Genomic DNA, 26,944 nt, shown 5'->3' on the forward strand with positions numbered 1-26,944 from the left:
CCCACGCCCCTATGGCATGGCACCAGCGGAAGTCCCATTCTAGGGGCTGCGTAGCGACAGACTAGTGAAGAATGCGCATCACAGAATCGCAGTGGAGCCAGAGCGCGGGCGAGGCCCAATCTCGGCAAGCTAGACTACGCAGCGCTAAGAACCTGGTCAAAGTCTCTACGCAGCCGCGTTGGAGTGCAACCGGGATGAGTTCGAAGGGCTGGTCCGCAGCTTGCACCGGGGTGCAAGCAAGGGCCAGCGCGCAGAAATCGCCCGATTTCACTCCAACCCGTAGGGACAGTGGCTTTGCGGCCGCCCGGGCAGGGGCGGTCTGCGTTGTTGCAAATCCTCGCAATAGCTGAGCTATTGCTGCGGTGTTGCGCCTAGCATCCCATCCCGCAAAGACACTGTCGCGGCGCGAGGAGACTTTGAACAGGTTCTATGGCTTGGGCATATCCGCTGCGGCGGCCCTGGCATGCTGCGCAAAGTTATGCACTTCTTGCATTTGATGATGTTTTGAACTTATGCCTTGCGCGTGCGTATCTCTTATATAAGAGTTAAAATACGGGTTTGGCCTGAGGCAGTGATCCTGTGCTCAGGCGTCTATCAGAGGCTTCCATCCCATGGTTTCTCCCACATCTCAAGAAGTTTTCATTCTGGGCCTGACCCAGAATGGCAAGACCTTTCGCCCCAGTGACTGGGCGGAGCGTCTGGCGGGGGTGATGAGCCAGTTTCGTCCCGGCGGCATGCGCCGTGGTGGTCATCTGGGCTATTCGCCCTGGTGTGTTCCCACGACGATGAATGGCGCCAAATGCGTGATCGTCAAGCGGGAGTTGCAGGTGCACGAGCCGATGGCCTGGGACTTTGTGATGAACTTTGCGCGCGACAATGGCCTGCAGACCACCGATGCCTGCCTGATTCCGGAGGCGCCAGGCCACACTGGCGGCCCCGCCAGTCCGGCCGGCAGCACCGGCAACACCACCACCAAGGCCTGAGTTTTCAGGCCTTTTTTGCGGGCCGGTATTTGGCTTGGTGCGCGTGCCAGCGGTGCATCGGCTGCCCCATGGGCGCTATGCATGGGCGCCTAGTCTGCTGGGCTGGGCGCAGGGTGGCCCTTCTTACCCGGCGCTGCAAAGAAACGGCAGGTACAACGAAAAAAGCCGTCTTGCGACGGCTTTTTAGTTCACTGAGAGCGCACCCGTTACAAACGGCGGGCAGGGGATCCTGCCCGTGCGATTGCCTAATGGGCTTAGGCGGCCAGTGCCAGGGCCTTGACCTTGGCAGCAATGCGGCTCTTATCGCGAGCAGCCTTGTTCTTGTGGAAGATGCCCTTGTCGGCGATCGTGTCCAGCACGGATTGCGCCTTGGCAAACAGTTCGGTGGCCTTGGTCTTGTCGCCAGCGGCAACAGCCTTTTCCACGTTCTTGATAGCGGTACGGTACTTGGAACGCAGCGAGGTGTTGGCGGCGTTCAGCTTGATGGTTTGGCGGGCGCGCTTGCGGCCGGATGCCAAACGGGGGTTCTTTTTGACTGGCTTAGATGCCATGATGAGTGTCCTTTGAGTCTGCGGATGTTTTCAGTGAATCGGGCATTATAGCCGCTGTTTACTCAGAAATCCAGATTGCCGCCAATTTCCCGCCAGCGGCGCGGCTACACTGCCCGGGTGTCACTGTTCAAAGCCGCCTCCACCGTCTCCCTGTTTACGCTGCTCTCGCGTATCACAGGGCTTGCCCGCGATCTGCTGATGGCCACCATGTTTGGTGCCAGCGCACTGACCGACGCGTTCAACGTTGCCTTTCGCATTCCCAACCTGTTCAGGCGCCTGTTTGCAGAAGGGGCCTTCAGCCAGGCCTTTGTGCCGGTGTTGGCCACCACCCTGACCAAGGAAGGCGAGGAGCGCACACGTGACTTGGTGCACAGCGTGGCCACGGTGCTGTTCTGGATCTTGGCGCTGACCTGCGTCATCGGGGTGGTGGCCGCGCCCGCGTTGGTCTGGCTGCTGGCCAGTGGCCTGCGCCAGAACCCGCACAGCTATGACGCTGCCGTGCTGATGACGCGCTGGATGTTTCCGTATATCGGCTTCATGTCCCTGGTGGCGCTGGCCGCGGGCGTGCTCAATACCTGGAAGCGCTTTATCGTGCCGGCCTTCACGCCGGTGCTGCTCAATGTCAGCATGATTGTGGCGGCGTTGGCGCTGACGCCCTGGATGCGCAGCCATGGTCTGGAGCCCATCTATGGCATGGCCGTTGGCGTGATGGCCGGCGGCGTGCTGCAGCTGGTCGTGCAGTTTCCTGCGCTGCGCCGCATCGGCATGCTGCCGCGTATTTCGTGCCGGCCCTCGGTCATCAGGCAGGCCTGGTCCGATGCCGGCGTGCGCCGCATCCTGTCGCTGATGGCACCCGCCCTGCTGGGCGTGGGCGTGGCCCAGATCTCTTTGATGATCAACACCCAGATTGCCTCCTACCTGGCGCCGGGCAGCGTCACCTGGCTGTTCTACGCTGACCGCCTGATGGAGTTCCCCACCGCGTTGCTGGGCGTGGCGCTGGGGGTGGTGCTGACGCCGCAGCTGTCATCGGCCAAGGCGGCCGGTGATGATGAGCGCTACGGCGCCATGCTCGACTGGGGCCTGCGCATTGTGGTGCTGCTGGCCGCCCCTTGTGCCGCCGGCCTGCTGGTCTTTGCCAAGCCCCTGGTGGCTGTGCTGTTCCACTACGGCGCGCTCAAGGGCTCGGACGTGAGCCAGATTGCGCTGGCGCTGCAAGGCTATGGCGTGGGCCTATTGGCCATGGTGGCCATCAAGGTGCTGGCGCCTGGCTTCTATGCCAGCCAGGACATCCGCACGCCGGTGAAGATTGCCATCTGTGTGCTGGTGCTGACGCAACTGTTGAATCTGGTGCTGGTGCCTACGATGGCCCATACCGGGCTGGCCTTGTCGATCGGCCTGGGTGCGGTGGTCAATGCGCTGTGGCTGCTGGTGGGCTTGATCCGGCGTGGCAGCTTCCAACCCCGGCCGGGCTGGTGGATCTTTCTGGCCCGGGTGTCGCTGGCCGTCGCGCTGCTGGCCATCTTTCTAGCCTGGGGCGCGCAGATGACCGATTGGGTCGCGCTGGGCGCGCAACGCCTCGAGCGCGTGGGCCTGCTGGCGCTGTGGATGCTGGGGGCCGTGCTGCTGTACTTTGGCGTGCTGGCCTTGTCCGGCCTGAAGCTGCGCGCTATGTTGCGCCGCTGACAGAATAGTTCCCTCTATTAGGGAATATGCGGCTTTTGCGTGATTTCCATCACGCAGACCCTGCTGGCCAGCCCATCTGGTGGTATACATGGAAACCATGGCACTGGCAGCGCCCGAGAGTGCCAGCGATGTATGCGAAGGCGCTGTAGTTGGGATGTGTATGGACTTCCGCTTTTCTATCCCCACACCGTTGGAGCATTTCGAATCGCTGGTCAGCAGTGACGATGGTTTTCCGCTGCTGGAAGCGGCCGCTGCCGTTGCCTGCATCGAATACCCGCAGTTGGACACCCAGCAGGTGCTGCACGAGGTCGACAAGCTGCTGGGCCAGCTGATGGAGAGCCGCGATGCCAGCAGCCGCAGTGCGCTGACGCGGCTCAAGGCGCTCAACCACCGCTTTTATGCCGATTGGGGTTTTCAAGGCAATCCCAATGACTTCTATGCGCTCGACAACAGCTGCCTCAATGCCGTGCTGCACCGCCGGCGCGGCATTCCGGTGTCGCTGGCGGTCATCTGGCTGGAGCTGGCCACCGCTTTGCAGCTGCCCGCGCATGGCATCTGCTTTCCCGGCCATTTTCTGCTCAAGGTGAGCGTGGCAGAAGGGCAGATCGTCCTGGACCCGCTGTCGGGCCAGTCGTTTTCCAGCAATATGCTCGCCGAGATGCTCGAGCCCATGCAAAAGGCGTTTCACCGCGTCGATGAAGACGATGTGCCACTGGGCCTGTATTTGCAGGCCGCCACCCCGCGCGACATCATTGCGCGCATGCTCTCCAACCTCAAGGAGGTCTACCGCAGCGACAAGAACTGGGCCAAGCTCATTGAGGTACAAAACCGGTTGCTGGTGCTGCTGCCCAGCGAATGGACGGAGTTGCGCGACCGGGGCCTGGCTTATGCAGAGCTGGGCGTGCATGACCGAGCCCGGGAAGATCTGCAAACCTACCTGAACCAGACCGGCAATCCAGAAGATGCGGCCTATATACGTGCGGCTTTGTTAGATTTGCAACGAATGTAACGTATGGCGTAGTTTTGACATTTCTTTGTCATTCTGTCGTCACACAATTTCGGCAAGATAGCGGCACTAGGGATGCGCCACTATGAAAGATCGATTGGGAATTTCACCAGAAGACGTCATGCACAAGATTGCGCGTGATGTGATGGATGATTACGACGAGTCTCTGGAGCTCGAGATGGAAGACGGAATGCTGGGCGCGCCGTTCGCCGCAGGGATGACGGAGCATGACTACCAGTACTTCCGCGAGCTCTTGAGGCTGCAGGGCGAGCTGGTCAAGCTGCAGGATTGGGTGCAGCACACCGGCCAGAAGGTGGTGGTGCTGTTCGAGGGGCGCGATGCCGCAGGCAAGGGCGGTGTGATCAAGCGCATCACCCAGCGCCTCAACCCCCGCGTGGTGCGCGTGGCAGCCTTGCCGGCCCCCAACGACCGCGAGCGCACGCAGTGGTACTTCCAGCGCTATGTGGCACACCTGCCCGCCGCTGGCGAGATCGTGCTGTTTGACCGCAGCTGGTACAACCGCGCTGGTGTCGAAAAGGTCATGGGCTTTTGCACCAATGACCAGTACGAAGAGTTCTTCCGCACCGTGCCTGAGTTTGAAAAGATGCTCGTGCGCTCGGGGATCTTGCTGGTCAAATACTGGTTCTCGATCAGTGACGAAGAGCAGCACCTGCGCTTCCTGGGGCGTATCCATGACCCGCTCAAGCAGTGGAAGCTCTCGCCGATGGACCTGCAAAGCCGCGTCCGCTGGGAGGAATACACCAAGGCCAAGGAAGTGATGCTGGAGCGCACCCACATTCCTGAGGCACCCTGGTGGCTGGTGCATGCCGATGACAAGAAAAAAGCGCGCCTCAACTGCATCGCGCACTTCCTGGCCCAGGTGCCCTACACCGATGTGGACCATGAGAATGTCGTGCTGCCCGACCGGATCCGCCATCCGGACTACAGCCGCCTGCCCGTGCCCGCTTCCATGTATGTTCCGGAAGTCTATTAAGAGCCGGCAACACGACCCAGCAAACCGAAGGTTTGCGGTTGAGACTAGGCGTCCCCGACTAGGCGTCCTGCCGCAGGCAGTACAGTAGTACGACAAGGCAGGGCGCGGCCGGCGAGGCAACGACGTATCAAGGGTTGTGTTACGGCTCTAATTAAGATTTCGGATCATTCAACACAAAGAGCCTCGGTTTTATCACCGAGGTTTTTTTACGCCTGTGTTGTGCCGATACTGGCAGAGCGCCCATCGGTTATCGACGGCATGGCCGTAGGGAAAGTTGGCCGATCCAGCTGCTGGTCACATGGGGGGCGCCTGCAGGCGGCGAAGCCGTGTTGAGGAGATACCGTCGTCCAGCAGCATCTCTTGCGCATGGGGGGCTTGAAGGTGCCCGGCGCGGTGCTTGTGGCGAAGAGAGCGTGGGTAGGCATCCGCACCCCGTTCAAAGATGCAACGCCACAGAGGCGGGTGTTAGATCAGCCGCGCCGCAAACAGCTCTTTTTTCAGATAGGCGTAAAAGAGTGGCGCCGCCACGAGCCCGGCAGGGCCAAAAATGGCCTCGGCAACAAACATCACCGACAGCAACTCCCAGACGCCCATATGCGTCTTGGCGCCGACGACCTTGGCATTGATCAGGTACTCGGCCTTGTGGATCAGCACCAGGAAAGCCAGGCAGGCGACGGCGGTCAGCGGCGAGACTGACAGGCCCACGGTGGTGATGACGGCATTGCAGACCAAGTTGCCGACGATGGGGATCAGGCCACCAAAAAAGGTCAGCATGATGAGCGCGCCGCTATAGGGCAGGCGCATATTGATCAGCGGCAGAATGCCCAGCAGGAAGATGGCGGTCAGCACCGTGTTGAAGAGGGCGATCCAGAACTGGGCTGCGACAATCTGGCGGAATGCATCGCCAAAGCGCTGCACGCGCAGCTGCAGCTGGTAGGCCAGTGGCGCGTGGGAATGGCGGCTGTGGCGCACGGCGGCCAGCGCGCCAATCAACAGGCCCACAAACACATAGAGCAGGCCGGTGAGCCAGAGCCGGCCCATATTGGCAATGGCACCTGCCTTGGTGCCCAGGTATTCGGCAGCGCGCTGCTGCAGGTCCTGTACCCCATCGGGCAGCACATTGGCCAGCTCGGGCGGCAGCTTGCTGCGCAGGTCCAGCAAGGTCTTGGCCATCGAGACCAGCATCTCGCGGTACTGCTGCGGTGCGTTGAGCAGATAGCCTTGGGAGTGGATCAGGCCCAGCGTGACCAGCACCACCGGCACCACCAGCACGATGGTGACGGCCAAGTATTCCATCCACAGGGGAGGGGGCGTGTTCAGCGAGGTGGGCAGGCGGCTCAACTCTCGGATCTTGTGCACCAGAAACAAGGTGAAGGTGTAGCCGGCGCAGGCGGCCAAGAGGCCCACGAGCAGGCCATTGAGCATGATCAGCAGCAAGGCCGCAGCCATCAGCACATAGGAGGCCACCCTGACGCCCCAATGCGCAGGAGGCGGCCGCCAAACATGCGGCTGGTCCCCAGCGCCGCTGGCCGGCTGGCCGGGTGCGGGGCTGTTGGACGGGGACTTTGCGGAATCCGGTTGCATGGTAGGCCATCCATCTGAGCGAGTCGGAAGGCCAGAATCTGGCCCTTGCTGCGCGCAGGGCAGACGGCTTGGTGCGCCTGCCCTGCCGGGGAAGCTTAGCGCACCGTGACCGCAGCCTCAGCGCCACGGGGGCCGATGCTGCCAATCGTCCACACTTGTTCACCAAGGGCGGAGAAGGCGTCCTTGACGGCCTGCTCGCTTTCTGCGGGAACGACCACCACCATGCCGATGCCGTTGTTGAAGGTACGGTTCATCTCGATGTCATCGATGCCGGCGGTCTTTTGCAGCCAGGCAAACAGCTCGGTCTGCGGCCAGCTGCCCTTGACCAGCTGCGCGCCCAGGCCTTCGGGCAGCACGCGGGGAATGTTCTCCAGCAGGCCGCCGCCGGTGATGTGCGCCAGCGCCTTGATGGGCTGCGCGGCCAGCACCTTGAGCACATTGAGCACGTAGAGGCGCGTGGGCTCCATGATGGCGTTCTTGAAGGGCTTGCCGTCCAGCGTCTCGGGCAGGCCGCCTTGGCTTTGTGCGCGCTCGATGCACTTGCGCACCAGCGAGAAGCCGTTCGAATGCACGCCATGCGAGGCCAGGCCCAGCACCACGTCGCCGGCTTGCACATTCTGGCCGGTCAGGATCTTGCTTTTCTCGACCGCGCCGACGGCAAAACCGGCCAGATCGTATTCGCCGTCCGGGTACATGCCGGGCATCTCGGCGGTTTCACCACCGATCAGCGCGCAGCCCGACAGCTCGCAGCCCTTGGCGATACCGCCCACCACGGCCGCTGCCGTGTCCACATCGAGCTTGCCGCAGGCAAAGTAGTCGAGGAAGAACAGGGGCTCGGCGCCTTGCACCAGCACGTCGTTGACGCTCATGGCCACCAGGTCGATGCCCACGGTGTCATGCATATTCCATTCAAAGGCCAGGCGCAGCTTGGTGCCCACGCCGTCGGTGCCGGACACCAGCACCGGCTCCTTGTAGCGCTTGGGCACTTCAAACAGCGCGCCAAAACCACCGATACCCGCCATCACGCCTTCGCGCATGGTTTTCTTGGCCAGGGGCTTGATGCGCTCGACCAGCGCGTCGCCAGCGTCAATATCAACGCCAGCGTCTTTGTACGAAAGGGGGGTGGAGGAATTGGAAGAGCTCATGAGGGACTACAAAGGCAATAAAGCTGACAAGCTGACCCAACGGGGGCCAGAAACGCCGATTTTATGTCGCAAGCCATACCCGAGGGGGCAGAATGCCCGTCCGGTGTGCACTGTTACCGCCAAAGCGCGCAGGGGCGGCCTGCTTTGTGGCCGATTTCATGCATAAATGGGGCAGAGGGGCCTTTTGTGTCACACAGCCGTGACTACCGACTAAAATCAACGGGTTTGCATGTAGGGCCCTGGCCACTGCATAACCGAGCAGGGGCGCCCCAAGTTGGCGCGCATCGCGCCAACCACACTGAACGCTTTCTTTCATTGAACGCAGCCATGCGTGAGATTTCCTTTTATCTGATGACCCACAACGCAGTGCATGTTGCACGGCGGGCTTGGGCGCGGATAGGAGTTGGCGCATGAAGCAAATGGCATTGGATCTGGGTTTGGCGCCAGCGCCAAGCCTGAACCGGTTTTTTGCGGGCTCCAACCAGGCAGCGCTTGCGCATTTGCATGCCCAGGTCAATGAAGCCTGGGACGCGCCGCGCTCAACGGTGCCCACTTACCTGTGGGGCGAGATGGGCTGCGGCAAGACCTATGTGTTGCGCGCGGTGGCCGAAGCCTTGCGTGAGCAGGGCGCGCCGGTGGGCTGGCTCGATGCGAGCACCCGCTTTCCCAGCGCTTTCAACGAGCGCTGGTCGGCCGTGATCCTCGACGAGGTGCAGTTCTACAACCCGGTGCAGCAGGCGGCGGCCTTCAACTGGTTCGTCAACGCTACCAGCCCGGCCACCGGTGCGCGGCGTTGGGTGCTGGCCGCTGGCGATGTGCCGCCGTCCGACCTGAAACTGCGTGACGACTTGCGCACCCGGCTGGGCTGGGGCGAGATCTACCAGCTGCACCTGCTGAGCGAAGCGCAGCGCAGGGATGTGCTCAAGGATGAAGCCAAACGACGTGGCCTGGTATTGACCGACGATGTGATGGATTACATGCTCAAACGCTTCTCACGCGATTTGGGCAGCCTGATGCAACTGTTGGACCACCTGGACAATTTTGCCTTGCGCAACAAACGGGGCCTGACGATCCCCTTGCTCAAGGACATGCTGGAGACGGAGTAAATGGTCTTGCAGCTACAACCGAGATTTTTTGAATGAATAACTCTGCTGGCACAAGCACAAGGCTTGCGCTTTTTGACCTGGACCACACTTTGCTGCCGCTCGATTCGGATTACGAATGGGGGGAGTTCACCTTGCGCAAGGGCTGGTGCGACAAGCAGGAGTTTGGCAGCCGCAATGCGGCCTTTTTTGCCGATTACCAAAAAGGCACGCTCGATATCCATGCCTATGTGCGTTTTGCCACCGAGGCCATTCGCAAGCTCGGCCCTGAGGCCGCCGATGAAGCGCACCGCGCCTTCATGCAGGAAGTGATCACGCCGCATATCCAGCCGGCAGCGCTGGCGCTGCTGCAGCAGCACCGCGATGCGGGCGACACCCTCGTGATCGTCACCGCCACCAATGAATTCGTGACCCGCCCGATTGCCCAGGCCTTGGGCGTCGACCATCTGCTGGCCGTCAACCTGGCGCGCGACGCTTCTGGCTGGATCACCGGCGAGATCGACGGTGTGCCGACGATGCGCGCCGGCAAGGTCACCCGCATGGAAGCCTGGATGGCCGAGCGCGGCCTGAGCTGGGACAGCGTAGACAGCATCTTCTACAGCGACTCGATGAACGACGTGCCGCTGTTGGAAAAGGTGGATACTGCCGTGGCGACCAACCCCGACGCGCGCCTGCGCCAACTCGCCGCCGAACGCGGCTGGCGCATCCTGGACCTGCTGGAGCCTCACGCATGATCAAGACCATCATCGATAAATTGCTGGGCAAGGCAACGGCCGCCAGCAAGACCAAGAACCCCTTTGGCAAGCGCGAGGAAGTGGGCGTTGATGTGCACAACATCGACCCCAAGCTGGTGGACCGCCGGGCGCTGGACGTGTGCAGCACCTTGAAGGAAGCGGGCTTTGAGGCCTATATCGTCGGCGGCGCGGTGCGCGATCTGGTGCTGGGCCTGCGCCCCAAGGATTTTGACGTGGCGACCAATGCCACGCCCGAGCAGGTCAAGAGCCTGTTTCGCCGCGCCTTCATCATCGGCCGGCGTTTTCGCATCGTGCACGTGGTCTATGGCCGTGGCCGCGAGAACGAGGTCATCGAAGTGACCACCTTCCGCGCCTTTCTGGACAGCTCCAAGGCCGAGCAGGTGCAGGGCAATGAGAAAACCAGCAAGGCGGCGCTGGCCGGCATGAAGCTGGCGGTCGACGAAAGCGGCCGCGTGCTGCGCGATAACGTCTGGGGCCCCCAGAACGAGGATGCGGCGCGGCGCGACTTCACCGTCAACGCCATGTACTACGACCCGCAGACCCAGATCGTGGTGGACTACCACAAGGGCATCCGCGACTCGCAAAAGCATGTGCTGCGCATGATTGGCGACCCGGCCACCCGCTACCGCGAAGACCCGGTGCGCATCATCCGCGCCGTGCGCTTTGCCGCCAAGCTCAGCAAGAAGGGCTTCACGCTCGACCCCAAGACCGCCAAGCCGCTGGTCGAATGCGCGCAGCTGCTGCAGGAAGTGCCGCAAAGCCGCATGTTTGACGAGATGCTCAAGCTGTTGCAGACGGGCCATTCGCTGGCCTCGATCGAGCAGCTGCGCCTGCTGGGCCTGGCCAAGGGCATCTACCCGCTCTTGGATGTCGTGGTGGACCGCGCCGACCTGCCTTTCGTGCAGGCCGCGCTGATGGACACCGACCGCCGCGTGGCCGAAGGCAAGAGCGTGGCGCCGAGCTTCCTGCTCGCCTGCGTGCTGTGGCAGGACGTCAAGGCCGGCTGGGACAAGCGCATGCTCAAGGGCGAGCACCCGCACCCGGCGCTGCAGGATGCGATCGACGATGTCTTCCACCACCGCATTGGCGATGTCTCCGGCCGGGGCAAGCTCGCCGCCGACATGCGCGAGATCTGGGTGATGCAGCCGCGCTTTGAAAAGCGCACCGGCAGCACGCCGTTTGGCATGATTGCGCAGGCGCGTTTCCGTGCCGGCTTCGATTTTCTGCGTTTGCGCGCCGATGTCAGCGAGGTCGACGAAGCGCTGGCCAACTGGTGGCAGGAGTTCCAGCAGGCCGATGAGGCCCGCCGCGAAGACCTGATCGCCCAGGTGCGCGAAGAGCAGCGCGCCAAGCCCAAGACGGGCGCGGCCAAACCCAAGCGTGCACCGAGAAAGCCGACTGCGGCCTCTGAGGCGCAAGAGGATTCCAGCCTGGACCAGGTGGCCCAGCAGGCCATGGACAGCGACAGCGCAGGCAGCGCCGATGCGCCAGCCAAAAAGCGCCGCCGCCGCCGCCGCAAACCCGGTGGCGCGGACGCCGGCGCTGCTGCAGCTGGCGGCAACGGCGCCGATGCCGCCGGCCATGGTGACTGACGTGCCGGGCCAGGCCGAGCGCCTGGCCAATGGTGATGCCGCACCGCCCGCCGGGCAGACCTTGCGCGCCTGGATAGGCCTGGGTGCCAATTTGGGCGACCGGGGTGCTGCGATGGCGCAGGCCTTGCAGCAGTTGGCCCGCAGCACGGGCGTGGCGGTGCAGGCGGTCTCGTCGCTCTATGCCAGCCGGCCAGTGGATTCCTCAGGGCCCGATTACCTGAACGCGGTCGCAGAGCTGCGCACAGCGCTGTCAGCGCACCAGCTTTTGCTGCTGCTCCAGCAGCTGGAGCTGGCCGCCGGCCGCGAGCGCCCCTACCGCAATGCCCCGCGTACCCTGGACCTGGATGTGCTGCTGTATGCGGACATCGACACCTCGATCGCGATGCCCGATCTGGAGCTGCCCCATCCGCGCATGTGGCAACGGGCCTTTGTGCTGGCGCCGCTGCAAGAGCTGCAGCCGGCCTGGGTCAGCGATGCGCAGTTGCAGCCGCTTTTGGCGCAGGGCGTGCAGCGCAGCCAGGGGCCGGACTGGTGGCGCTGAGCGAGCGAGAAAGAGACTCCACCCCACAAGAACAAAGCCCCGCAGCAGCTTCGCTGGCGGGGCTTTTTGCTGGGCGCTAGGGATGCGCAGCGCGGCGCTTAGTCGACCTTGGCGCCAGAGAGTTTGACCACCGATTCGTACTTGTTGCGCTCGGAGGCCATGAACTTGTCAAACTCGGCCGGCGTGGTGGGCACGGGCTCGGCCATCAGGCTGGCAAAGCGGGTCTTGGTGCTCGGGTCCTTCAGCGCATCGGTGAAGGCCTTGTTGAGGCGGTTGATCACATCAGGCGGGGTGTTGGCCGGTGCCACCAGGCCCCACCAGGTGTCGATCTCGAAACCCTTGAGCGTGTCGGCCAGCGGTGGCACGCCTGGCAGCATGGGGCTGGCATGCAGGCTGGTGACAGCCAGAGCCGTGAGCTTGCCGCTGTGGATGTTGGCCGAGGCGGCCGCCAGGTTGTCGATGTTGAAATCCACCTCGCCCGACAGCAGCGCGAGCTGGGCCGGATTGGCACCACGGTAGGGCACGTGCACGGCAAAAATGCCGGCCTGGCGCTTCATCATCTCGCCGGCCAGGTGGCCGGAGCTGCCGTTGCCGCCGCTGCCGAAATTGAGCTTGCCCGGGTTTTTCTTGGCGTAGGCGATCAGGTCCTGCACATTGCTGATGTGCAGCGACTTGGCGCGCTCGGTGTTCATCACCAGCACATTGGGCACACGCACCATCTGGGTGATGGCGCTGAAGTCCGTGGCGGCGTTGAAAGGCATCTTGGTGTAGAGCCAGGGATTGACCGCGTGCGTGGCGGTGGCCGACAGGCCGATGGTCAGGCCGTCTGGCGCGGCCTTGGCGACGATGTCGGCACCGATGTTGCCGCCAGCGCCTGCCTTGTTGTCGATCACCACGGTGCCCAGCTGGTCGCGGACACGTTCGGCCAGAATGCGCGAGGTGACATCCAGTGGGCCACCGGGCGCGTAGGGCACGACCAGGCGGATCACCGGATCGGCCGCAAATGCGGCCGGTGCTGCAAAGGCGGTGGCAGCCAAAACGGTGGATAACAGGATATTTCTGCGTTGCATGCTTGTGTGTCTTCTTGAGGAGAGTGAATAACGACGCAGCGCCTGCGGTGTGCAGGTACTACCCCCTGAGTGCCGCCAGCACAGCCCAGTCAACCAAAGGTTTGCGTTGGAGGCTGGGCACCCAGCCCTGGGCCGTACAAAGGTAGGCCAAGACGGGGCAACCACCCACCAAGGGATGTGTTCGCGGCTCCAAACTTTCTAGTGTAGCGGCTGTGCCGTGTAGCTGCTGTGACGCGGCAGTCGGACAGGGGCGCGATTGCGCCATGTCAGGCATTGTGCGGCGCAGCTGTTCAGACGATCTGGTTTTGCTTGTCCGCTTCGGTCACAAAGGCATCGGCAAAGAAAGCGTCTTCGGGCAGGCCGCGCTGGCTGGTAAAGCTGGCACGGGCCGAATCCACCACGATCGGCGCGCCGCAGGCATAGACCTCGTGGCCCGACAGATCGGCAAAATCATCGAGCACCGCCTGGTGCACAAAGCCGCTGCGGCCTTGCCAGCCGTCTTCGGCCAGGGCGTTGGAGACCACCGGCACATAGCGCAGCTGGGGCATCTCAGCGCTGCGCTCCAGCATCCAGTCGTGCATGTACAGGTCTTGCGGGCGCCGGCCGCCCCAGTACACCACCACCGGGCGCTGGATGTCGTGGTGCTGCAGATGTTCGATGAGGGCCTTGATCGGCGCAAAGCCGGTGCCCGAGGCCAGAAAGACCATGGGCTTGTCGCCCTCGTGCAGATAGAAGCTGCCAAACGGGCCTTCAATGCGCAGGATCTCGCGCTCCTTCATCGCGCCAAACACATGGTCGGTAAAAAGACCGCCTGGCGTGTGGCGGATATGCAACTCCAAGCCGGGCGCGGTCTCCTGGTGGTGTGGCGCGACGGCCATCGAATATGCCCGGCGCACACCGCCGGCGAGCAAAAACTCGATGTACTGGCCCGCGTGGTAGCGAAAGCTGTCGGCGGCCGGCAGCTGCAGGCGCAGCTTGACCACATCGGGCGAGAGGCGCTCGATGGTCTGTACGCGCACCGGCATTTTCTTGATAGGAAAGGCGCTTTCATCGGTGACATGGCGCGACTCGATCACCACATCACTGGTGGGCACGGCGCAGCACGGCAGGATCATGCCGTCGGCCTCTTCCTGGGGGCTCAGCGCGCGTTCGCTGTGCGGACCATGCACGACCGTGCCACTGAGCTTCTTGCATTTGCAGGAGCTGCAGGCGCCATCCTTGCAGCCATAGGGCAGGCCCACGCCGCTGCGGATTGCAGCGGTGAGGATGGCCTCCGAGGCCTGGGTGGCAAAGGCGCGTCCGCTGGGCAGGACCGAGATGTGAAACGCGCTGGACGAAGAACTCATTGCACCAAAATTCCTTATCGACACAAAACAATGGCGCTCATCGGCGCCTGGGCTTGCATAAGTGGGGGGTGGGCAGCCGTTTGCAAGCAGCTTGAGACGCTAGACTGCAGTGTGCGCCCCCGCCCATTTGAACCACGAAAGCTTATTGTGCCTTTAAACCAAAGCCCGCGAAGCGGGCCCCGACAGCGCTGCGCCATCGCAGCAGGCCAGGCCTTGCCGGCGCGTTTTCGGCGCCAGCGGGTGTTGATCGTGGGTTGTGGCGATGTCGGCCAGCGGCTGCTGCGGCTGTGGCAGCGCCCGGGCCAGGATGCACGGGCGGCGCGCGGCCCGCTGGTGCGGGCGCTGAGCTCATCGCCGCAGCGCTTTGAGAGTCTGCGCGCCCTGGGCGCTACCCCTTTGCTGGGCAACCTCGATGACCTTCGCAGCCTGCGCCGGCTGGCGGGCCTGGCCCAGCGCGTGGTGCACCTGGCGCCACCTGCCCAGCCCGCTGCTGGAGCTGCGCCAGCGGCGGCTTCGCGTGATCTGCGCACCTGCCACCTGCTGCGCGCGCTGGTGGGCCGTGCGGGCCAGGCGCCGCAGCTGGTCTATGGCTCCACCAGCGGTGTCTATGGCAACTGGGATGGGGCCTGGGTCACGGAGACCCATCCGCTGCGTGCCAGCACCGCCCGGGCGCTGCGCCGGGTCGATGCCGAACGCCAGCTGCGTGCATGGGCGCTGCGCTTTGGGGTCAGTGGCGCGGCGGTGCATGTGCTGCGCATCCCCGGTATCTATGCCGGCGACCGCGAGGGCGGAACCCCGCTGGGGCGGCTGCAGCGCGGCACGCCGCTGCTGCGGCGCGAGGACGATGTCTACACCAGCCATATCCACGCCGATGATCTGGCGCGTGCCGTCGAGCGGGCGCTGTGGCGAGGCCGGCCCCAGCGCATCACCAATGTGGCCGATGACTCTGCGATGCCGATGGGCGATTATTTTGACCTGGCTGCTGATCTGTGGCGCCTGCCGCACCCCGCGCGCATCAGCCTGGCCGAGGCCGAGCAGCAACTGAGCCCCACCTTGCTGAGCTTTATGCGCGAGTCGCGTCGCCTGAGCAATAGCCGCATGCGGCATGAGTTGGGTGTGGTGTTGCGCTACCAGACGGTGCACCACGGCTTGCAGGCGGCGGTGTATCTGGTGGGGCCTGGCGCAGCTCAAGGCCCAGACGCCTGAACACAGGCAGAATGCAGCCGCTACCAGAGGGCAACTAGCAGGGCGCGGTGCCGCCCTGGCTGCGGCAGCTGCGCGGGTTGGCACTGGGGCTGGGGGGCCGCACGGTCTCGCCAATCTGGCCCCGGGGGTGTGAGTAGCCCTGGGCATCCACGCACTTGAACACATCGCAGCGGGTGATGCTGGGTGCCGGGGCTGGAGGGGTTACCACCGGAGGGCGGGGCGGCGGGCGGCCATAGGGGTAGCGGTCCCAGTAGGGATCGGCGGGCAGCACGGCGCTGGGAGCGGGGCGGCTCGCTTCGAGCCGGCTGTAGGCCTCGGGGCCCAGGCAGTCGAGTTCCATCTGGCGCTTGGCCGCTTCGAGCTGCGCACTGCTGCCCATGGCCTTGTCAGCCGCGGCGTCGGAGGCAGCGCTGTAGCGCTCCCGCGATTGCTGGCAGGCGGCGGACTGTGCGGGGTTGCTGCGCGAGGGGCGGTTGGCAGCCCGTTGCGCCAAATCGTCAGCGCGTTCATCGGCCTGCAGCCTGCGCTGGACGAGCTCCTGCTCGCGCCGCTCGGCCTTGGCCTGCAGCGCCTCCTGCTCGCGGGCACGGTCCTGGGCAAGCTCCTCGTCGGTTTTGCGCCGCTCGATCTCGGTCGCACGCGCGCCGCTGGCGCAGGCGCCATCGGTATAGGTCACCTTGCCCGTGCCCGGGTCCACGCAGCGGGTAACCTGCGCCTGGGCGATCGGCGCGGCCAGTGCGCAGGCGCACCACAGGCCCAGCCATGCGCCGAGGCGGAAGCGGGGCTGCCGGGGTTGTGGCGTATGGCGCATCGGAAGGGCCCGTCGTTGCACAGGGTCTAGGCGCCGCGGTTAGCGCTGAAACTGCCCGCCAAACCGGCCGCCGTTGGGGCGCGAGGCGGGCGCTGCAGGGCGGGGGCCAGAGCCGTAGGGCCGGCCAAAGTTGGAGCCGGTGCCGGGCGCGAGCTGCTGCGGGCGTGAGGGTGGGCGGCTGCTGCCGCCATGCCCTGGGCGGTCATAGCCACCGCCGGGGCGGTAGTAGCCGCCGCCAGGCCGGTAGTAAGGCCGGCCACCACCATACACATAGGTTGGCGAGCTTTGGATCACCAAAGAGCTGCTGCCGTAGTAGGGGTAGCTGTTGTAGCCGTAACCGTAACCCCCATAGCCGTAGCCATAGGTCGGGGTGGAATAGGTCGAGTAGGCATCGCCGTAGTACACGCCGTCTGCGGGTGCGACCACGCAGCCGCCCAAGAGCAGGGCGCTGGCCGCGGCGATGGCCATCGTGCCGAGACGAATGGTACGCATGGTGGAAACTCCTTGTTGGATGGGCCCGCGCGCTCAGCACGTGGGCCGCTCAGCGGTATCAGCGGCAGGGGCGGCTGGGGGTCAGCACATTGTCGCTGCCCGCTGCATTCTGGCGTGCAGCCGCGGCGCATTCCTGCTGGTGGCGGCTCTCGCCAAAGCGGTTGCGGTCACGCTCACGGTTTTGGCGTTCACGGTCTTGTGCCTGGCGCTCCAGCGCGCGGCGGCGGTCTTCGTCACGGGCGCGCTGGTCGCGGTCGCGTTCACGCGCCTGGCGGTCACGGTCCCGATCACGCTCGCGTTCACGCGCTTCACGCTCGCGGGCCGCACGGTCGCGATCACGGTCACGCTCGCGGTAGTAGCGGTCGTCGTTGTAGCGATCCTGCACATAGATGGTTTGCGAGGGCTGCTGGTAACCATAGCCGTAACCGCCGCCATAGCTGCCATAGCCTGCATCGCTGTAGTAGCCGTCGCTGCCGGTGGCAACGCAGCCGGTGGTAACCAGCGCGCCTAGCGCGATGGTGGCAATGCTGAGCAAGTGACGATGGTTCATATCTGAGCCTTTCTGGTTGTGTGGTGGCATGGACTAGCGTTGATGCCATAAGGCCAGCAATCGCGATTCCCAATGCTAACCGTTACACCCTCAATACCGGAGACTTGGGCCCATGTAGGTAAAGACGTTTTTCCGGCCTCGAGGGTTGACGGCTGCATCACAGTCCTGCGTTATTTTTCCAATCTTTACAGACACGCTGGCGTCGCATGCAGGAGACATCCCTGAACACCAGGGCTATCTTCTTAAGAGTCAGTATCGAGAAATTTGGTTCATTACCGGCCACAGCCTGTCGATTGATGCAATGCAACAATCGCTGGAATGTGTTGCACGCTGGCGCTTATATGCGATTTCAAACCCACTGTGTCGCTATTTTTACAGGACTTGTCCTAATACCGTCGTAGGCCCAGGTAGATAAAAAATCTCACTCACGCTATCGAGTTCGATGATGTACTAGGTGTGCTGCCCCCATTACAAGTGGGCGAGGCGGCACACGCCGGTACCGGTGGCGCTTAACAGACGCTTTTGATGGAGTACGACGCAATGGATAAAAGTATCAAGGCCGCAGTGGCCATGCTGGTGGCAGGTGTGGCGGTAGCTGCCAACGCACAGGAGGTGGTGAAGATCGGTACGATGAGTCCGCTGTCCGGACCTCAGGCGCACTATGGCAAGGACAACGTCACGGGCGTGCGCTTTGCCGTGGAAGACCTCAACACCCAGGGTGTGACCATCGGGGGCAAGAAGATCAAGTTCGAAGTGGTGGCCGAAGACGATGCGGCGGACCCCAAGCAAGGCACCGCCGCTGCGCAAAAGCTTTGCGATAACAAGGTCGCTGCGGTCGCCGGTATTCTGAACTCGGGTGTGGCGATTCCCTCGTCCAAGATCTTCAATGACTGCGGTGTGCCTTTCATCACCGGCGCGGCCACCAACCCTGAGCTGACCCGCCCCGGCTACCCCGGCGTCTTCCGCATCATTGCCAACGACAACGCGCTGGGCGCTGCACTGGCTGGCTATGCGGCCGATACCTTGAAGCTCAAGAACGTGGCCGTGATCGATGACCGCACCGCCTACGGCCAAGGCCTGGCCAATGTGTTCAAGAAGGATGCGGGCGCCAAGGGTGTGAACATCGTGGCGTCGGAGTTCACCAACGACAAGGCCACCGACTTCATGGCCATCCTGACCTCCATCAAGGCCAAGAAGCCCGATGCGATCTTTTACGGCGGCATGGATGCGCAAGCGGGCCCCATGCTGCGCCAGATGGTGCAGCTGGGCATGACCAATGTGAAGTTCTTCGGCGGCGACGGCATCTGCACGGCCGAGCTGGCCAAGCTGGCTACGGGCACCAAGACCTTGGGCAATGTGGTCTGCGCCGACGGCGGTGCATCGCTGGCCAAGATGCCTGGCGGCACCGAATGGAAGAAGCGCTACGACGCCAAGAACCCTGGCGTGTTCCAGGTCTACAGCCCTTACTTCTACGACGCGACCATGCTGATCGTTGACGCGATGAAGCGTGCCGATTCCACCGATCCCAAGAAGTACCTGCCCGAGCTGCGCAAGTCCGAGTACAACGGCGTGACCGCGAAGATTGCCTTCCAGGAAAACGGCGAGCTGAAGGTGCCTCTGTACACGCTGAGCCACTACATCGACGGCAAGAAGACGCCTATCGGCGAGTAAGCTGCCGCTGGCTCTGGGCACCTGCAAGGGTGCCGATCCCAAGCCCCCGAGCCCGCCTAGGCGGGCTTTTTGCTGTGCCTCGCTTCATGCGCCAGCAGCCACTGCTTGCGCGCCAGGCCGCCTGCGTAGCCGGTGAGCGACGCATCGCTGCCGATCACCCGGTGGCAGGGCAGCACGATGCTGATGGGATTGGCGCCATTGGCCATGCCCAGCGCCCGCACTGCGGCCGGCCGCCCGATCTGCGTGGCCAGGCTGGCATAACTGCGTGTGCTGCCCGCCGGGATGGCGCGCAATGCCGTCCAGACCTGGCGTTGGAAATCGGTGCCGCCCAGTGCCAACGCCAGGCGATCGAGCGCCCGCAGCTCGCCATCAAAATACGCGGCCAGGGCATCTGCCACCGGCGCTGGCGCTGCCGCGCTGCTGTGCATCTGCACGGCATCGCGCGGGTACTGGCGGCGCATCAGCAGCGCCATGCGCGCTTCATAGCCCTGCCAGTCGAGCGCGCGCAGGCGCTGCTGCTCGTCGCAGAGCAGCAAGATGGGGCCTTGTGGGCTGGGGATGTGAGAGAGCACGAAGTTCAGCGGGGCCATGGTGGGGATGGGGGATGAGGGGGGCGTAGGTACCGCAGTGTAGAGCGCTGGCGCCTTAGTGGAGGCGGGCAGGCTAAAGCGGTAAAACTACACGTATAACAAGTTACCTGCGCATCAAAAACCTGGGTGACGGTGTTTGTATCGCAGCCCCTCTACAATCGGCCGGCGAGCTGCAGCAGGCTGGGTCCATTCCGGGCCTTGCCGGCAGCGGCTCAGCGTTATTCTCAGGGCGGGGTGCAATTCCCCACCGGCGGTATCTGGCTTTGAGGAGCCAGGAGCCCGCGAGCGCTTGCAAGGCCTACGGCCGGGCAAGGTCAGCAGATCTGGTGCGATACCAGAGCCGACGGTCACAGTCCGGATGAAAGAGAATCGCGCAAAGCTTATAGCTGCCCTGCGCCGGTGCGCGCAGTGCTGCCATGGGCTTGCGCGCGCCCTGATTCAGGTCATTGAAGGACAGCAAAACCATGAATCAGCATTCCAGCATTTCCCACTCCATCACCAAGGCCGCACGTCTGGCGATTGTCAGCGCGCAATGGCATTCGGACATCGTGCACCAGGCGCGCGATGCCGCCCTCGCCGAGTTGGCCCAGCAAGGCTGGCCCGCCGACCAGATCGACCTCTACGATGTGCCCGGTGCCTTCGAGATCCCGCTGCTGCTCAAGCGCCTGGCCCAAAGTGGCCAGTACGCCGGTCTGATGGCCTGCGGTCTGGTGGTCAACGGCGGCATCTACCGCCATGAGTTTGTGACCACCGCCGTGATCGATGGCCTGATGCGCGTGCAGCTGGACACCGGCGTGCCGGTGTTCTCGGCCGTGCTGACGCCGCGCGACTTCCATGACTCGCAAGAGCACCATGAGTTCTTCCACCAGCATTTCGTGAAGAAGGGCGCCGAGCTGGCCCGCGCCTGCGCCACCACCGTGCAGCTGCACCGCAAGCTCGAAGAGCAGCAATTGCAGCAGCTGCAACCGCAAACCTTGGCGGCCTGACCGCCTCCAACAGCGTGAACTAAAGGGTTTTCCCTGGCCATCATGGGCAGCTAACTGTTTTTTGGCACACTGGCGAGCCGCTCTCCGTTTTGGAGTTGCGGCTTTTTTTATTGCAATGACCGATTCCGCATCTTTGACCCGCCGCCAGGCCTGGCTCGGCGTGATCGCCCTGGCCATGGGCGCCTTTGTTTTCAACACCACCGAGTTTGTGCCGGTGGGCCTGCTCAGCGACATTGGTGGCAGCTTTGGCATGGGCACCGAGCAGGTGGGCCTGATGCTGACCATCTATGCCTGGATCGTTGCGCTCACCTCGCTGCCCTGCATGCTGATGACCAAGAATGTCGAGCGGCGCAAGCTGCTGATGGGCGTGTTTGCGCTGTTCATCGTAAGCCATGGCCTGTCGGCCATCGCCTGGAACTACGCCACCTTGCTGATCAGCCGCATGGGCATTGCGCTGGCGCATGCGGTGTTCTGGTCGATCACCGCATCGCTGGCGGTGCGCATTGCGCCGCAGGACAAGCGCCCGCAGGCGCTGGGCCTGCTGGCCACCGGCACCACCTTGGCGATGGTGCTGGGCGTGCCTCTGGGCCGCATGGTGGGCGAGGCGCTGGGCTGGCGCACGACCTTCGGCATCATCGGCGTGCTGGCGCTGGCCGTCATGCTGGTGCTGTGGCGCATGCTGCCCCTGCTGCCCAGCGAGAATGCCGGTTCGCTGCGCAGCATTCCGGTGCTGTTCAAGCGCCCGGCGCTGTCGGCCACCTATGCCTTGCTGATCCTGATGGTGACAGCCCAGTTCACCGTCTACAGCTATATCGAGCCGCTGATCCAGCGCGAGGCGGGGCTCAACAACCAGGTCACCACCTGGGTGCTGCTGCTGTACGGCGGCATGGGCATCGTGGGCAGCATCCTGTTCAGCAGCTTTGGCATGCGCTGGCCGCGCGGCTTTTTGCTCGGTGCGATGGCGGTGCTGACAGCCTGCCTGTGGCTTTTGCTGCCCAGCACGCGCTGGCCGCCTGCGCTCTACCTGGTCTGCGCCGTGTGGGGTGTCGTCATGCTGTGCATGGTGCTGCCGCTGCAGGCCAAGGTGCTGCGCCTGGCCTCGGACGCCACCGATGTGGGCATGTCGCTGTTCTCGGGCATTTTCAATATCGGCATTGGCGCGGGCGCCTTGCTGGGCAGCCAGGTGGGCATGCATGCCGGACTGCACTACCTGGGCCCCGTGGGCGGCAGCATTGCCGTGCTGGGGGTGCTGTGGTGTGCCTTTGCCGGCTGGAAGTGGCGCAGCAGCTTTGCCCCCGCAGGGGCGGAGGCGCGCATTGTGCCGCACTAACTGGCCAGCGAAGGAGCGTCCCTAGCACCATCCACCTGCCCGGCACCACCTGTGTGCCGGGCATTTTTTTGGGCTTACCGTTTTGTGGCTTGGGGCGATCGGCGCAGGTAGATCCAGGCATCCAGCGCCAGCAGTGCCAACAGGCTGCAGCCCAGCACCGGCAGCAGCCAGCCCAAGGCGACTGCCACCAGCAACAGAGCCAACGCTGAAACACGCGGCAACTGGCGCCATTGGTGGACCAAGGTCAGCTGGCCATGCAGCCACTCGCGGCTGCGGCCCGGGCGCTTGCGCCATTGCAGCCAGCCAGTCACTGCCATTGCGACAATGCCGGCGCCCAGCAGCACCAGCACCGCCTGGTTCAAAACACCCCAGCTGCCCATGTGCAGGTCAATGCCCCAGCGTGTCAGCTTGGAGGCGAGTGGGTAGTCGCTAAAGCGCTTGTGGTCCAGCACCTGGCCGTTCGCCAGGTCGATCGCCAGCGCATCCACTTCGGTGGGCCAGGAGCGGTTGATTTCGGTCACCGTCCAGGCCTTGTTGGCGGCGGCCGGGGGCCGGATCTCCAGCTTGGCCGATGCCAGGCCGTGCTGGCGGGCGAGCGCCAAGGCGGTACCAAAGTCTTCGGGCATAGGCAGCCTATCGGCTGGCGCCATCGGGGCGGCCTGGTGCTCGGCATGGTCCGCATGCGGGTCGGCCGCGTGCTGGTGCGCATGCGTGCCATGGTTTGCTGTGTCCAAGCTGGTGTTCAGGCGTGGCGTTTGCCAGCCCATCTGCTGCAGCGCCTGGCCAAAATGGCCGCCGGCCCAGCGCGACCAGGTCAGTCCCGTGGCCGACAGGAACAGCAGGCCCACCAGCAGCCACAGGCCCAGCCCATGGTGCCAGCGGCGCAGCGGAGGATGAGTCACCTGGGCGCCGGCCCGCTGCGGGCGCGACAGCCACCACAGTGCCACACCGCCCAGCGCAGCCACCCACAGCCAGGATGCTGCCAGCTCACTGTAGGTGCGGCCCCATTCGCCCATCAGCAACTGGCGGTGCAGCAGATCGAGCTGCTTGCGCAGCGGCAGCACGCCGCTGGTGCCATAGACCGTCAGGTCGCCTTGCAGCGCCAGGGTATAGGGATTGACAAAGAGGCTGCGGTACTCGGAGGGGCCCAGCGCCGCATCGGCCACCATCACGCGGGTGCTGCTACGCGCATCGGGCGCCGGGCGCACAGCGACCACGGCTGCCGGAGTGGGCAAGGACTGTAAGGCGGCTTGCACCTGAGCGGACAGCAGCTGCGCCTGGGCGCCAGGTACCGATTCGGCCTGCAGCGCGCTGCGGTAGAGCTGGTTTTCCAGTTGGGGCGTCAGTGCATATAGCAGGCCGGTCGCGGCGGCCACGACGATGAACGGTGCGACCAGCAGGCCGATATACAGATGCAGTCTGCGGATCAGCAGCTGCCAGATTTTGCGGGTGGAGGGAGACATCCAGGATCGTGGTTAGCGCATTGCGCGGCGCAGTGCAGCACTGCTCCAGTCCACCGCCATGCTCAAAAGCAGCATGGCGATGATGACGGTGCTGGCCTGCGCATAGTGGAACAGCGAGAGTTCGAAATACAGCAGCTGGCCCAGGCCGCCAGCGCCGACAAAGCCAAGGATGGCCGCCATGCGGATGTTCATCTCCCAGCGGTACAGGGTGTAGGCCAGCAGCTGCGGCGCGGCCGCTGGCAGCGTGCCATAGCAAAAGGCCAGCAGGCGGCTGCTGCCGGCCAGGCGCAGCGCCCGGGCCGGGGCTGCAGGTGTGTTCTGCAAGGCCTCGGCATAGAGCCGGCCCAGCACCCCGGCCGTGTGCAAGGCCAGCGCCAAGGCGCCCGCAAACGGGCCCAGGCCCACGGCCAGCACGGTGATCGTAGCCCAGACCAGCTCGGGCACCGAGCGCAGCAGGTTGAGCAGCGCGTTCCAGGGCGTGCGCCAGCGCGGCAAGGCCAGCAGCAGCCCGGCCATTGCCGCCAGCAGGCTGCCGATGACGGAGATCGCCAAGGTCTCCCACACGCCCTGGGCCACCTTGCGCAGCCAGGCGGCGCTCAGGTCGGGCGAGAAAAAGCCGGCCACAAAGCTGCCCATCGACTGCACAGCATCCCGGCTGAAGAGCGCAGACCAATCGATGTTGAGCAGCCAGAAGCTAGCCCACAGACCAGCAGCGCCGAGCAGCAGCAGCGCCGCACTGCGCCAGCCAAAGGGCAGCGCACGGGCTGCCGGCGGCGTATCGAGCGCGCGGCGCAGCCACCAGGACAGCAAATCGGCCAGCGCCACCAGCAGCATAAAGGCCAGCAAGATGCTGGCGACCTCGCCGCCATTGAGCATCTTCATCGCCTGGTCCATCAGCTGGCCCAGGCCACCGGCACCCACAAAGCCCATGACGACCGAGGCGCGGATTGCGCATTCCCAGCGGTAGACGCTGTACGAGGTCAGCTCGCGCGCCGCTTGAGGCAGCGCGCCGTAGAGCAAGGCCTGCAAGCGGCCTGCGCCGCTCGCGCGCAGTGCGCGGGCTGGCGCCGGGTCGGCCGATTCGAGAATCTCGGCATAGACCTTGGCCAGCATGCCGCCATAGGTCAGGCCCAGGGCCAGCACGCCAGCGGCGGGGCCCAGGCCAAACACCCGCACAAACACCAGCGCCCAGACCAGCTCGGGCACACCGCGCAAAATGGTCAGTACGCTGCGGGTGATCGGGTTGAGGCTGACCTTTTCGCGCGCAGCGCCGCTCGCCAGATAGGACAGCGGCAGCGCCAAAACCAGCGCCAGCGCCATGCCGGCGGTGGCAATGGCCAGCGTCTCCAAGCTGGCCTGGCCCAGGTAGCCTAGAAACTCCGGGCGGGTTTCGGGCGGCAGAAACTGGGCCATAAAGCCGCCGACCACTTTGAGGTTGTTGCTGTCAAAAAACGGCGCCAGTGAAAAGCCCGAGGTCTGCAGCATGGGCCACAGCACCAGCAGCGCCAGCAGCAGCGCGATAAGGCGCCCACGCGCTGCCGGGTCGCGGCGGTGCGTGTGGGTGGCAGCAGCTGGCATCAGCGGCATGTGATCACGTCAGCCGCCGGGCTGGCTGCCACCTGCGGCGCGGCACTGGCCATGCTGCCCAAGGTGGGTAGCGCAGCCGCACTGCCATCGGCATGGGCGTACAAGGCCTGGAGTTGTGCCTGGCGCACCTGCGCGGCGGGCAGGTCAAAGGCAATCCGGCCATCGCGGATACCGACAATGCGTGCAAAGCAGCTGAGCGCCAGGTCCACCGCATGCAGGCTGGCGACCAAGGTGGCTTGGCGCGCGGCGGCCTCTTGCACCAGCAGCTGCACGGTGGCGAGCGACAGCGCGGGGTCGAGCGCCGAGACCGGCTCATCGGCCAGGATCAACCGGGCCTGCTGGTAGAGCACGCGGGCAATGCCCACGCGCTGAAGCTGGCCGCCCGAGAGCTGGTCGCAGCGCGCAAAGAGCTTGTCCTCCAGCTGCACGCGGGCCAGCGCCTCGCGGGCACCGGCCATGTCTTGCGGGTAAGCGAGCGACGCCAGCGCCTTCCACAGCGGCCACTGGCCCAGGCGGCCGGCGAGCACGGCGGTGACCACGCGCTGGCGCAGCGCAATCGGGGCGCTCTGGTGCACGGTGCCGATGAGGCTGCGCAGCGCCTTGAGCTGGCGCGCCGTGGGGCTGGCAGGCGCGCTGGGCAAGGCCTGGCCCAGCACCTGCATGCGGCCGCTGCTGGGCAGGTGGGCCGTGCCGATCACCGTCAAGAGCGAGGTCTTGCCCGCGCCGGACGGGCCGATCAGCGCAATGCTCTCGCCCTGGGCCGCAGACAGGCCGATGCCCGAGAGCGCGACAAAACCATTGGTGTGGGTCAGGCCCACATCGTCAAGCACAAAGCTCATGGATCAAATGCTGGAAAAACGCCGCAGAGGCGGCATGGGCACTGCACCAGCGCCCATGCCAGGCGGCCACTTACTTGAGCAGACCGGCGGACTTGGCGGCCGCTTCGGTGCCGGCATAGTTCTCGGGCTTGGTCGGGATGAACTTGGAGGCGCGCTGCAAATCCATGATGGCCTTGTGCTCGGGCTTGGCTGGGTCCAGCGCCAGGAAGGCATCGGTCAGTTTCTTGGTGATGGCTGGGTCCAGGTCGCCGCGCACGGTCCAGTTGTAGTCAAAGTAGGTGGGGGTGGTGGCAAACACGCGCACCTTGCTGGTGTCGACCTTCTTGGTCTCGACCAGCTTGTCCCAGACCGAAGTGTTGAGCACACCGGCCTCTGCCTTGCCGGCCGCCACAAAGGCCACGGTCGCATCATGCGCGCCCGAGTAAGCCACGGTCTTGAAATCCTTTTCCGGGTTCAGGCCGTCTTGCAGCAGAAAATAGCGTGGCATCAGGCTGCCCGAGGTGGACGAGGGCGCGCCAAACGCAAAGGTCTTGCCCTTCAAGTCAGCCAACGTCTGGATGCTGGGGTCGGCGGTGATGAACTTGCTGGTGAAGACTGCGTCTTCGGCGCGCTGCACGATCGGGATCGCCGTGCCGTTGGTGCGGATCTTGGCCTGCACATAGGTAAAGCCGCCCAGCCAGGCCAGGTCCAGCTTCTTGGTGGCCAGGGATTCGACCACCGCCGCATAGTCGGACACCGGCGTGAACACCACCTGCATGCCCGTGGCCTGCGACAGATACTCGCCCAGCGGCTTGAACTTGCGCTGCAGCTCCGTCGGCGCCTCGTCGGGGATGGCCGATACGCGCAGCACCGCAGGGGTGTCTGCATGGGCGCTGAAAGTTGCCAGGCTGGAGAGGGTCAGCGCGGCCAGCGACAGGCCACGCAGCGCCGAGCGGCGAGCGGTAGAGTGGGTCATAGAGCTTCCGTTTTAAGAACGTGTTTAGGATCTCCTCGCGCCGCGACAGTGGTTTTGCGGGATGGGATGCGAGGCGCAACACCGCAGCAATAGCCATGCTATTGCGAGGAT

The 26,944-nt window shown here is 64.4% G+C and carries 25 protein-coding genes and 1 riboswitch; of the genes, 12 read left to right on the forward strand and 13 right to left on the reverse strand.

The genetic code is table 11. From position 1 onward, the window contains the following. Positions 1 to 611 precede the first annotated feature (611 nt). Positions 612 to 983, forward strand: a complete 372-nt coding sequence (locus F0Q04_RS09135; RefSeq protein ID WP_116927261.1) for a DUF3579 domain-containing protein — start codon at positions 612 to 614, stop codon at positions 981 to 983. 254 nt (positions 984 to 1,237) lie between these two features. Here the strand turns inward: F0Q04_RS09135 and rpsT are convergent, their stop codons facing one another. Further along, positions 1,238 to 1,534 (reverse strand): 30S ribosomal protein S20, encoded by a 297-nt coding sequence (gene rpsT / locus F0Q04_RS09140; RefSeq protein ID WP_021025539.1) that lies wholly within the window; start codon positions 1,532 to 1,534, stop codon positions 1,238 to 1,240. A gap of 117 nt (positions 1,535 to 1,651) precedes the next feature. Here rpsT and murJ point away from each other — a divergent pair, with 117 nt between their 5' ends. The 3 genes from murJ (at position 1,652) to ppk2 (ending at position 5,217) form a co-directional block, all read left to right on the forward strand. Then, positions 1,652 to 3,217 (forward strand): murein biosynthesis integral membrane protein MurJ, encoded by a 1,566-nt coding sequence (gene murJ, locus F0Q04_RS09145; RefSeq protein WP_116927262.1) that lies wholly within the window; start codon positions 1,652 to 1,654, stop codon positions 3,215 to 3,217. 88 nt (positions 3,218 to 3,305) lie between these two features. Then, on the forward strand, positions 3,306 to 4,226 hold the full coding sequence (locus tag F0Q04_RS09150) for a SirB1 family protein (RefSeq protein ID WP_232539562.1): 921 nt from the start codon (positions 3,306 to 3,308) through the stop codon (positions 4,224 to 4,226). 82 nt (positions 4,227 to 4,308) lie between these two features. Continuing rightward, a complete protein-coding gene (gene ppk2 / locus F0Q04_RS09155) occupies positions 4,309 to 5,217 on the forward strand; it encodes a polyphosphate kinase 2 (protein WP_021025542.1) in 909 nt (302 codons plus the stop codon). A gap of 465 nt (positions 5,218 to 5,682) precedes the next feature. On the opposite strand, the gene F0Q04_RS09160 is transcribed toward ppk2, so the two are convergent. Together F0Q04_RS09160 and purM are read right to left on the reverse strand one after the other, a co-directional pair. Then, positions 5,683 to 6,801, reverse strand: a complete 1,119-nt coding sequence (locus tag F0Q04_RS09160; RefSeq protein WP_116927264.1) for an AI-2E family transporter — start codon at positions 6,799 to 6,801, stop codon at positions 5,683 to 5,685. A gap of 95 nt (positions 6,802 to 6,896) precedes the next feature. Then, a complete protein-coding gene (gene purM / locus F0Q04_RS09165; protein WP_116927265.1) occupies positions 6,897 to 7,946 on the reverse strand; it encodes a phosphoribosylformylglycinamidine cyclo-ligase in 1,050 nt (349 codons plus the stop codon). A gap of 410 nt (positions 7,947 to 8,356) precedes the next feature. On the opposite strand from purM, the gene hda reads away from it, so the two are divergent. The 4 genes from hda to folK are packed head-to-tail and all read left to right on the forward strand — an operon-like array spanning position 8,357 to position 11,937. Further along, the gene (gene hda, locus F0Q04_RS09170) at positions 8,357 to 9,052 is read left to right on the forward strand and encodes a DnaA regulatory inactivator Hda (RefSeq protein WP_021025545.1); all 696 of its coding nucleotides are present in this window, start codon (positions 8,357 to 8,359) and stop codon (positions 9,050 to 9,052) included. A gap of 32 nt (positions 9,053 to 9,084) precedes the next feature. Continuing rightward, the gene (locus F0Q04_RS09175) at positions 9,085 to 9,783 is read left to right on the forward strand and encodes an HAD family hydrolase (protein ID WP_182345230.1); all 699 of its coding nucleotides are present in this window, start codon (positions 9,085 to 9,087) and stop codon (positions 9,781 to 9,783) included. After that, positions 9,780 to 11,396, forward strand: a complete 1,617-nt coding sequence (gene pcnB / locus F0Q04_RS09180) for a polynucleotide adenylyltransferase PcnB (protein WP_116927267.1) — start codon at positions 9,780 to 9,782, stop codon at positions 11,394 to 11,396. The genes F0Q04_RS09175 and pcnB overlap by 4 nt, the downstream gene beginning before the upstream one ends. Further along, positions 11,386 to 11,937 (forward strand): 2-amino-4-hydroxy-6-hydroxymethyldihydropteridine diphosphokinase, encoded by a 552-nt coding sequence (gene folK, locus F0Q04_RS09185; RefSeq protein WP_232539563.1) that lies wholly within the window; start codon positions 11,386 to 11,388, stop codon positions 11,935 to 11,937. Before pcnB ends, folK begins: the two co-directional genes overlap by 11 nt. Before the next feature lie 98 nt (positions 11,938 to 12,035). On the opposite strand, the gene F0Q04_RS09190 is transcribed toward folK, so the two are convergent. Beyond that, entirely contained in the window at positions 12,036 to 13,007 is a 972-nt protein-coding gene (locus F0Q04_RS09190) for a Bug family tripartite tricarboxylate transporter substrate binding protein (RefSeq protein WP_116927268.1), read from the reverse strand. Between the two features lie 290 nt (positions 13,008 to 13,297). Further along, on the reverse strand, positions 13,298 to 14,353 hold the full coding sequence (locus F0Q04_RS09195) for a CDP-6-deoxy-delta-3,4-glucoseen reductase (RefSeq protein ID WP_182345231.1): 1,056 nt from the start codon (positions 14,351 to 14,353) through the stop codon (positions 13,298 to 13,300). Positions 14,354 to 14,548: 195 nt separating this feature from the next. Here F0Q04_RS09195 and F0Q04_RS09200 point away from each other — a divergent pair, with 195 nt between their 5' ends. Continuing rightward, positions 14,549 to 15,559: an NAD-dependent epimerase/dehydratase family protein gene (locus F0Q04_RS09200; RefSeq protein ID WP_182345598.1), complete on the forward strand. Its 1,011-nt coding sequence runs from the start codon at positions 14,549 to 14,551 to the stop codon at positions 15,557 to 15,559. 34 nt (positions 15,560 to 15,593) lie between these two features. Here the strand turns inward: F0Q04_RS09200 and F0Q04_RS09205 are convergent, their stop codons facing one another. Genes F0Q04_RS09205 through F0Q04_RS09215 form a run of 3 tightly spaced genes read right to left on the reverse strand, consistent with a single transcriptional unit; the run spans position 15,594 to position 17,412 of the window. Further along, positions 15,594 to 16,370 (reverse strand): DUF4124 domain-containing protein, encoded by a 777-nt coding sequence (locus F0Q04_RS09205; RefSeq protein ID WP_182345232.1) that lies wholly within the window; start codon positions 16,368 to 16,370, stop codon positions 15,594 to 15,596. Between the two features lie 39 nt (positions 16,371 to 16,409). Next, complete coding sequence (locus F0Q04_RS09210; RefSeq protein WP_182345233.1) at positions 16,410 to 16,862, reverse strand: hypothetical protein; 453 nt, start codon at positions 16,860 to 16,862, stop codon at positions 16,410 to 16,412. Between the two features lie 58 nt (positions 16,863 to 16,920). Then, positions 16,921 to 17,412 carry a hypothetical protein gene (locus F0Q04_RS09215; RefSeq protein ID WP_116927272.1) on the reverse strand — a complete coding sequence of 164 codons (492 nt, stop codon included), beginning with the start codon at positions 17,410 to 17,412 and terminating at the stop codon, positions 16,921 to 16,923. Between the two features lie 540 nt (positions 17,413 to 17,952). On the opposite strand from F0Q04_RS09215, the gene F0Q04_RS09220 reads away from it, so the two are divergent. Then, on the forward strand, positions 17,953 to 19,083 hold the full coding sequence (locus F0Q04_RS09220) for a branched-chain amino acid ABC transporter substrate-binding protein (protein ID WP_182345234.1): 1,131 nt from the start codon (positions 17,953 to 17,955) through the stop codon (positions 19,081 to 19,083). Between the two features lie 56 nt (positions 19,084 to 19,139). Here F0Q04_RS09220 and F0Q04_RS09225 read toward each other — a convergent pair whose 3' ends face one another. Next, positions 19,140 to 19,673, reverse strand: a complete 534-nt coding sequence (locus F0Q04_RS09225) for a methylated-DNA--[protein]-cysteine S-methyltransferase (protein WP_116927274.1) — start codon at positions 19,671 to 19,673, stop codon at positions 19,140 to 19,142. A 216-nt stretch (positions 19,674 to 19,889) separates the two neighbouring features. Then, positions 19,890 to 20,047, forward strand: a riboswitch (FMN riboswitch). 90 nt (positions 20,048 to 20,137) lie between these two features. On the opposite strand from F0Q04_RS09225, the gene F0Q04_RS09230 reads away from it, so the two are divergent. Both F0Q04_RS09230 and F0Q04_RS09235 read left to right on the forward strand, forming a co-directional pair. Beyond that, the gene (locus F0Q04_RS09230; protein WP_182345235.1) at positions 20,138 to 20,659 is read left to right on the forward strand and encodes a 6,7-dimethyl-8-ribityllumazine synthase; all 522 of its coding nucleotides are present in this window, start codon (positions 20,138 to 20,140) and stop codon (positions 20,657 to 20,659) included. Positions 20,660 to 20,774: 115 nt separating this feature from the next. Continuing rightward, the gene (locus F0Q04_RS09235; protein WP_182345236.1) at positions 20,775 to 21,989 is read left to right on the forward strand and encodes a sugar transporter; all 1,215 of its coding nucleotides are present in this window, start codon (positions 20,775 to 20,777) and stop codon (positions 21,987 to 21,989) included. A gap of 74 nt (positions 21,990 to 22,063) precedes the next feature. Here F0Q04_RS09235 and F0Q04_RS09240 read toward each other — a convergent pair whose 3' ends face one another. The 4 genes from F0Q04_RS09240 to F0Q04_RS09255 form a co-directional block, all read right to left on the reverse strand. Then, positions 22,064 to 23,452 (reverse strand): PepSY-associated TM helix domain-containing protein, encoded by a 1,389-nt coding sequence (locus tag F0Q04_RS09240; protein ID WP_182345237.1) that lies wholly within the window; start codon positions 23,450 to 23,452, stop codon positions 22,064 to 22,066. A 12-nt stretch (positions 23,453 to 23,464) separates the two neighbouring features. Next, a complete protein-coding gene (gene phnE / locus F0Q04_RS09245; RefSeq protein WP_420093978.1) occupies positions 23,465 to 25,039 on the reverse strand; it encodes a phosphonate ABC transporter, permease protein PhnE in 1,575 nt (524 codons plus the stop codon). Then, positions 25,030 to 25,878 (reverse strand): phosphonate ABC transporter ATP-binding protein, encoded by an 849-nt coding sequence (locus F0Q04_RS09250; RefSeq protein ID WP_182345239.1) that lies wholly within the window; start codon positions 25,876 to 25,878, stop codon positions 25,030 to 25,032. The genes phnE and F0Q04_RS09250 overlap by 10 nt, the downstream gene beginning before the upstream one ends. Positions 25,879 to 25,948: 70 nt before the next feature. Next, a complete protein-coding gene (locus tag F0Q04_RS09255; protein WP_021026973.1) occupies positions 25,949 to 26,833 on the reverse strand; it encodes a putative selenate ABC transporter substrate-binding protein in 885 nt (294 codons plus the stop codon). Positions 26,834 to 26,944: the final 111 nt, after the last annotated feature.

Source organism: Comamonas koreensis (genome assembly GCF_014076495.1).
GTDB lineage: Bacteria > Pseudomonadota > Gammaproteobacteria > Burkholderiales > Burkholderiaceae_C > Comamonas > Comamonas squillarum.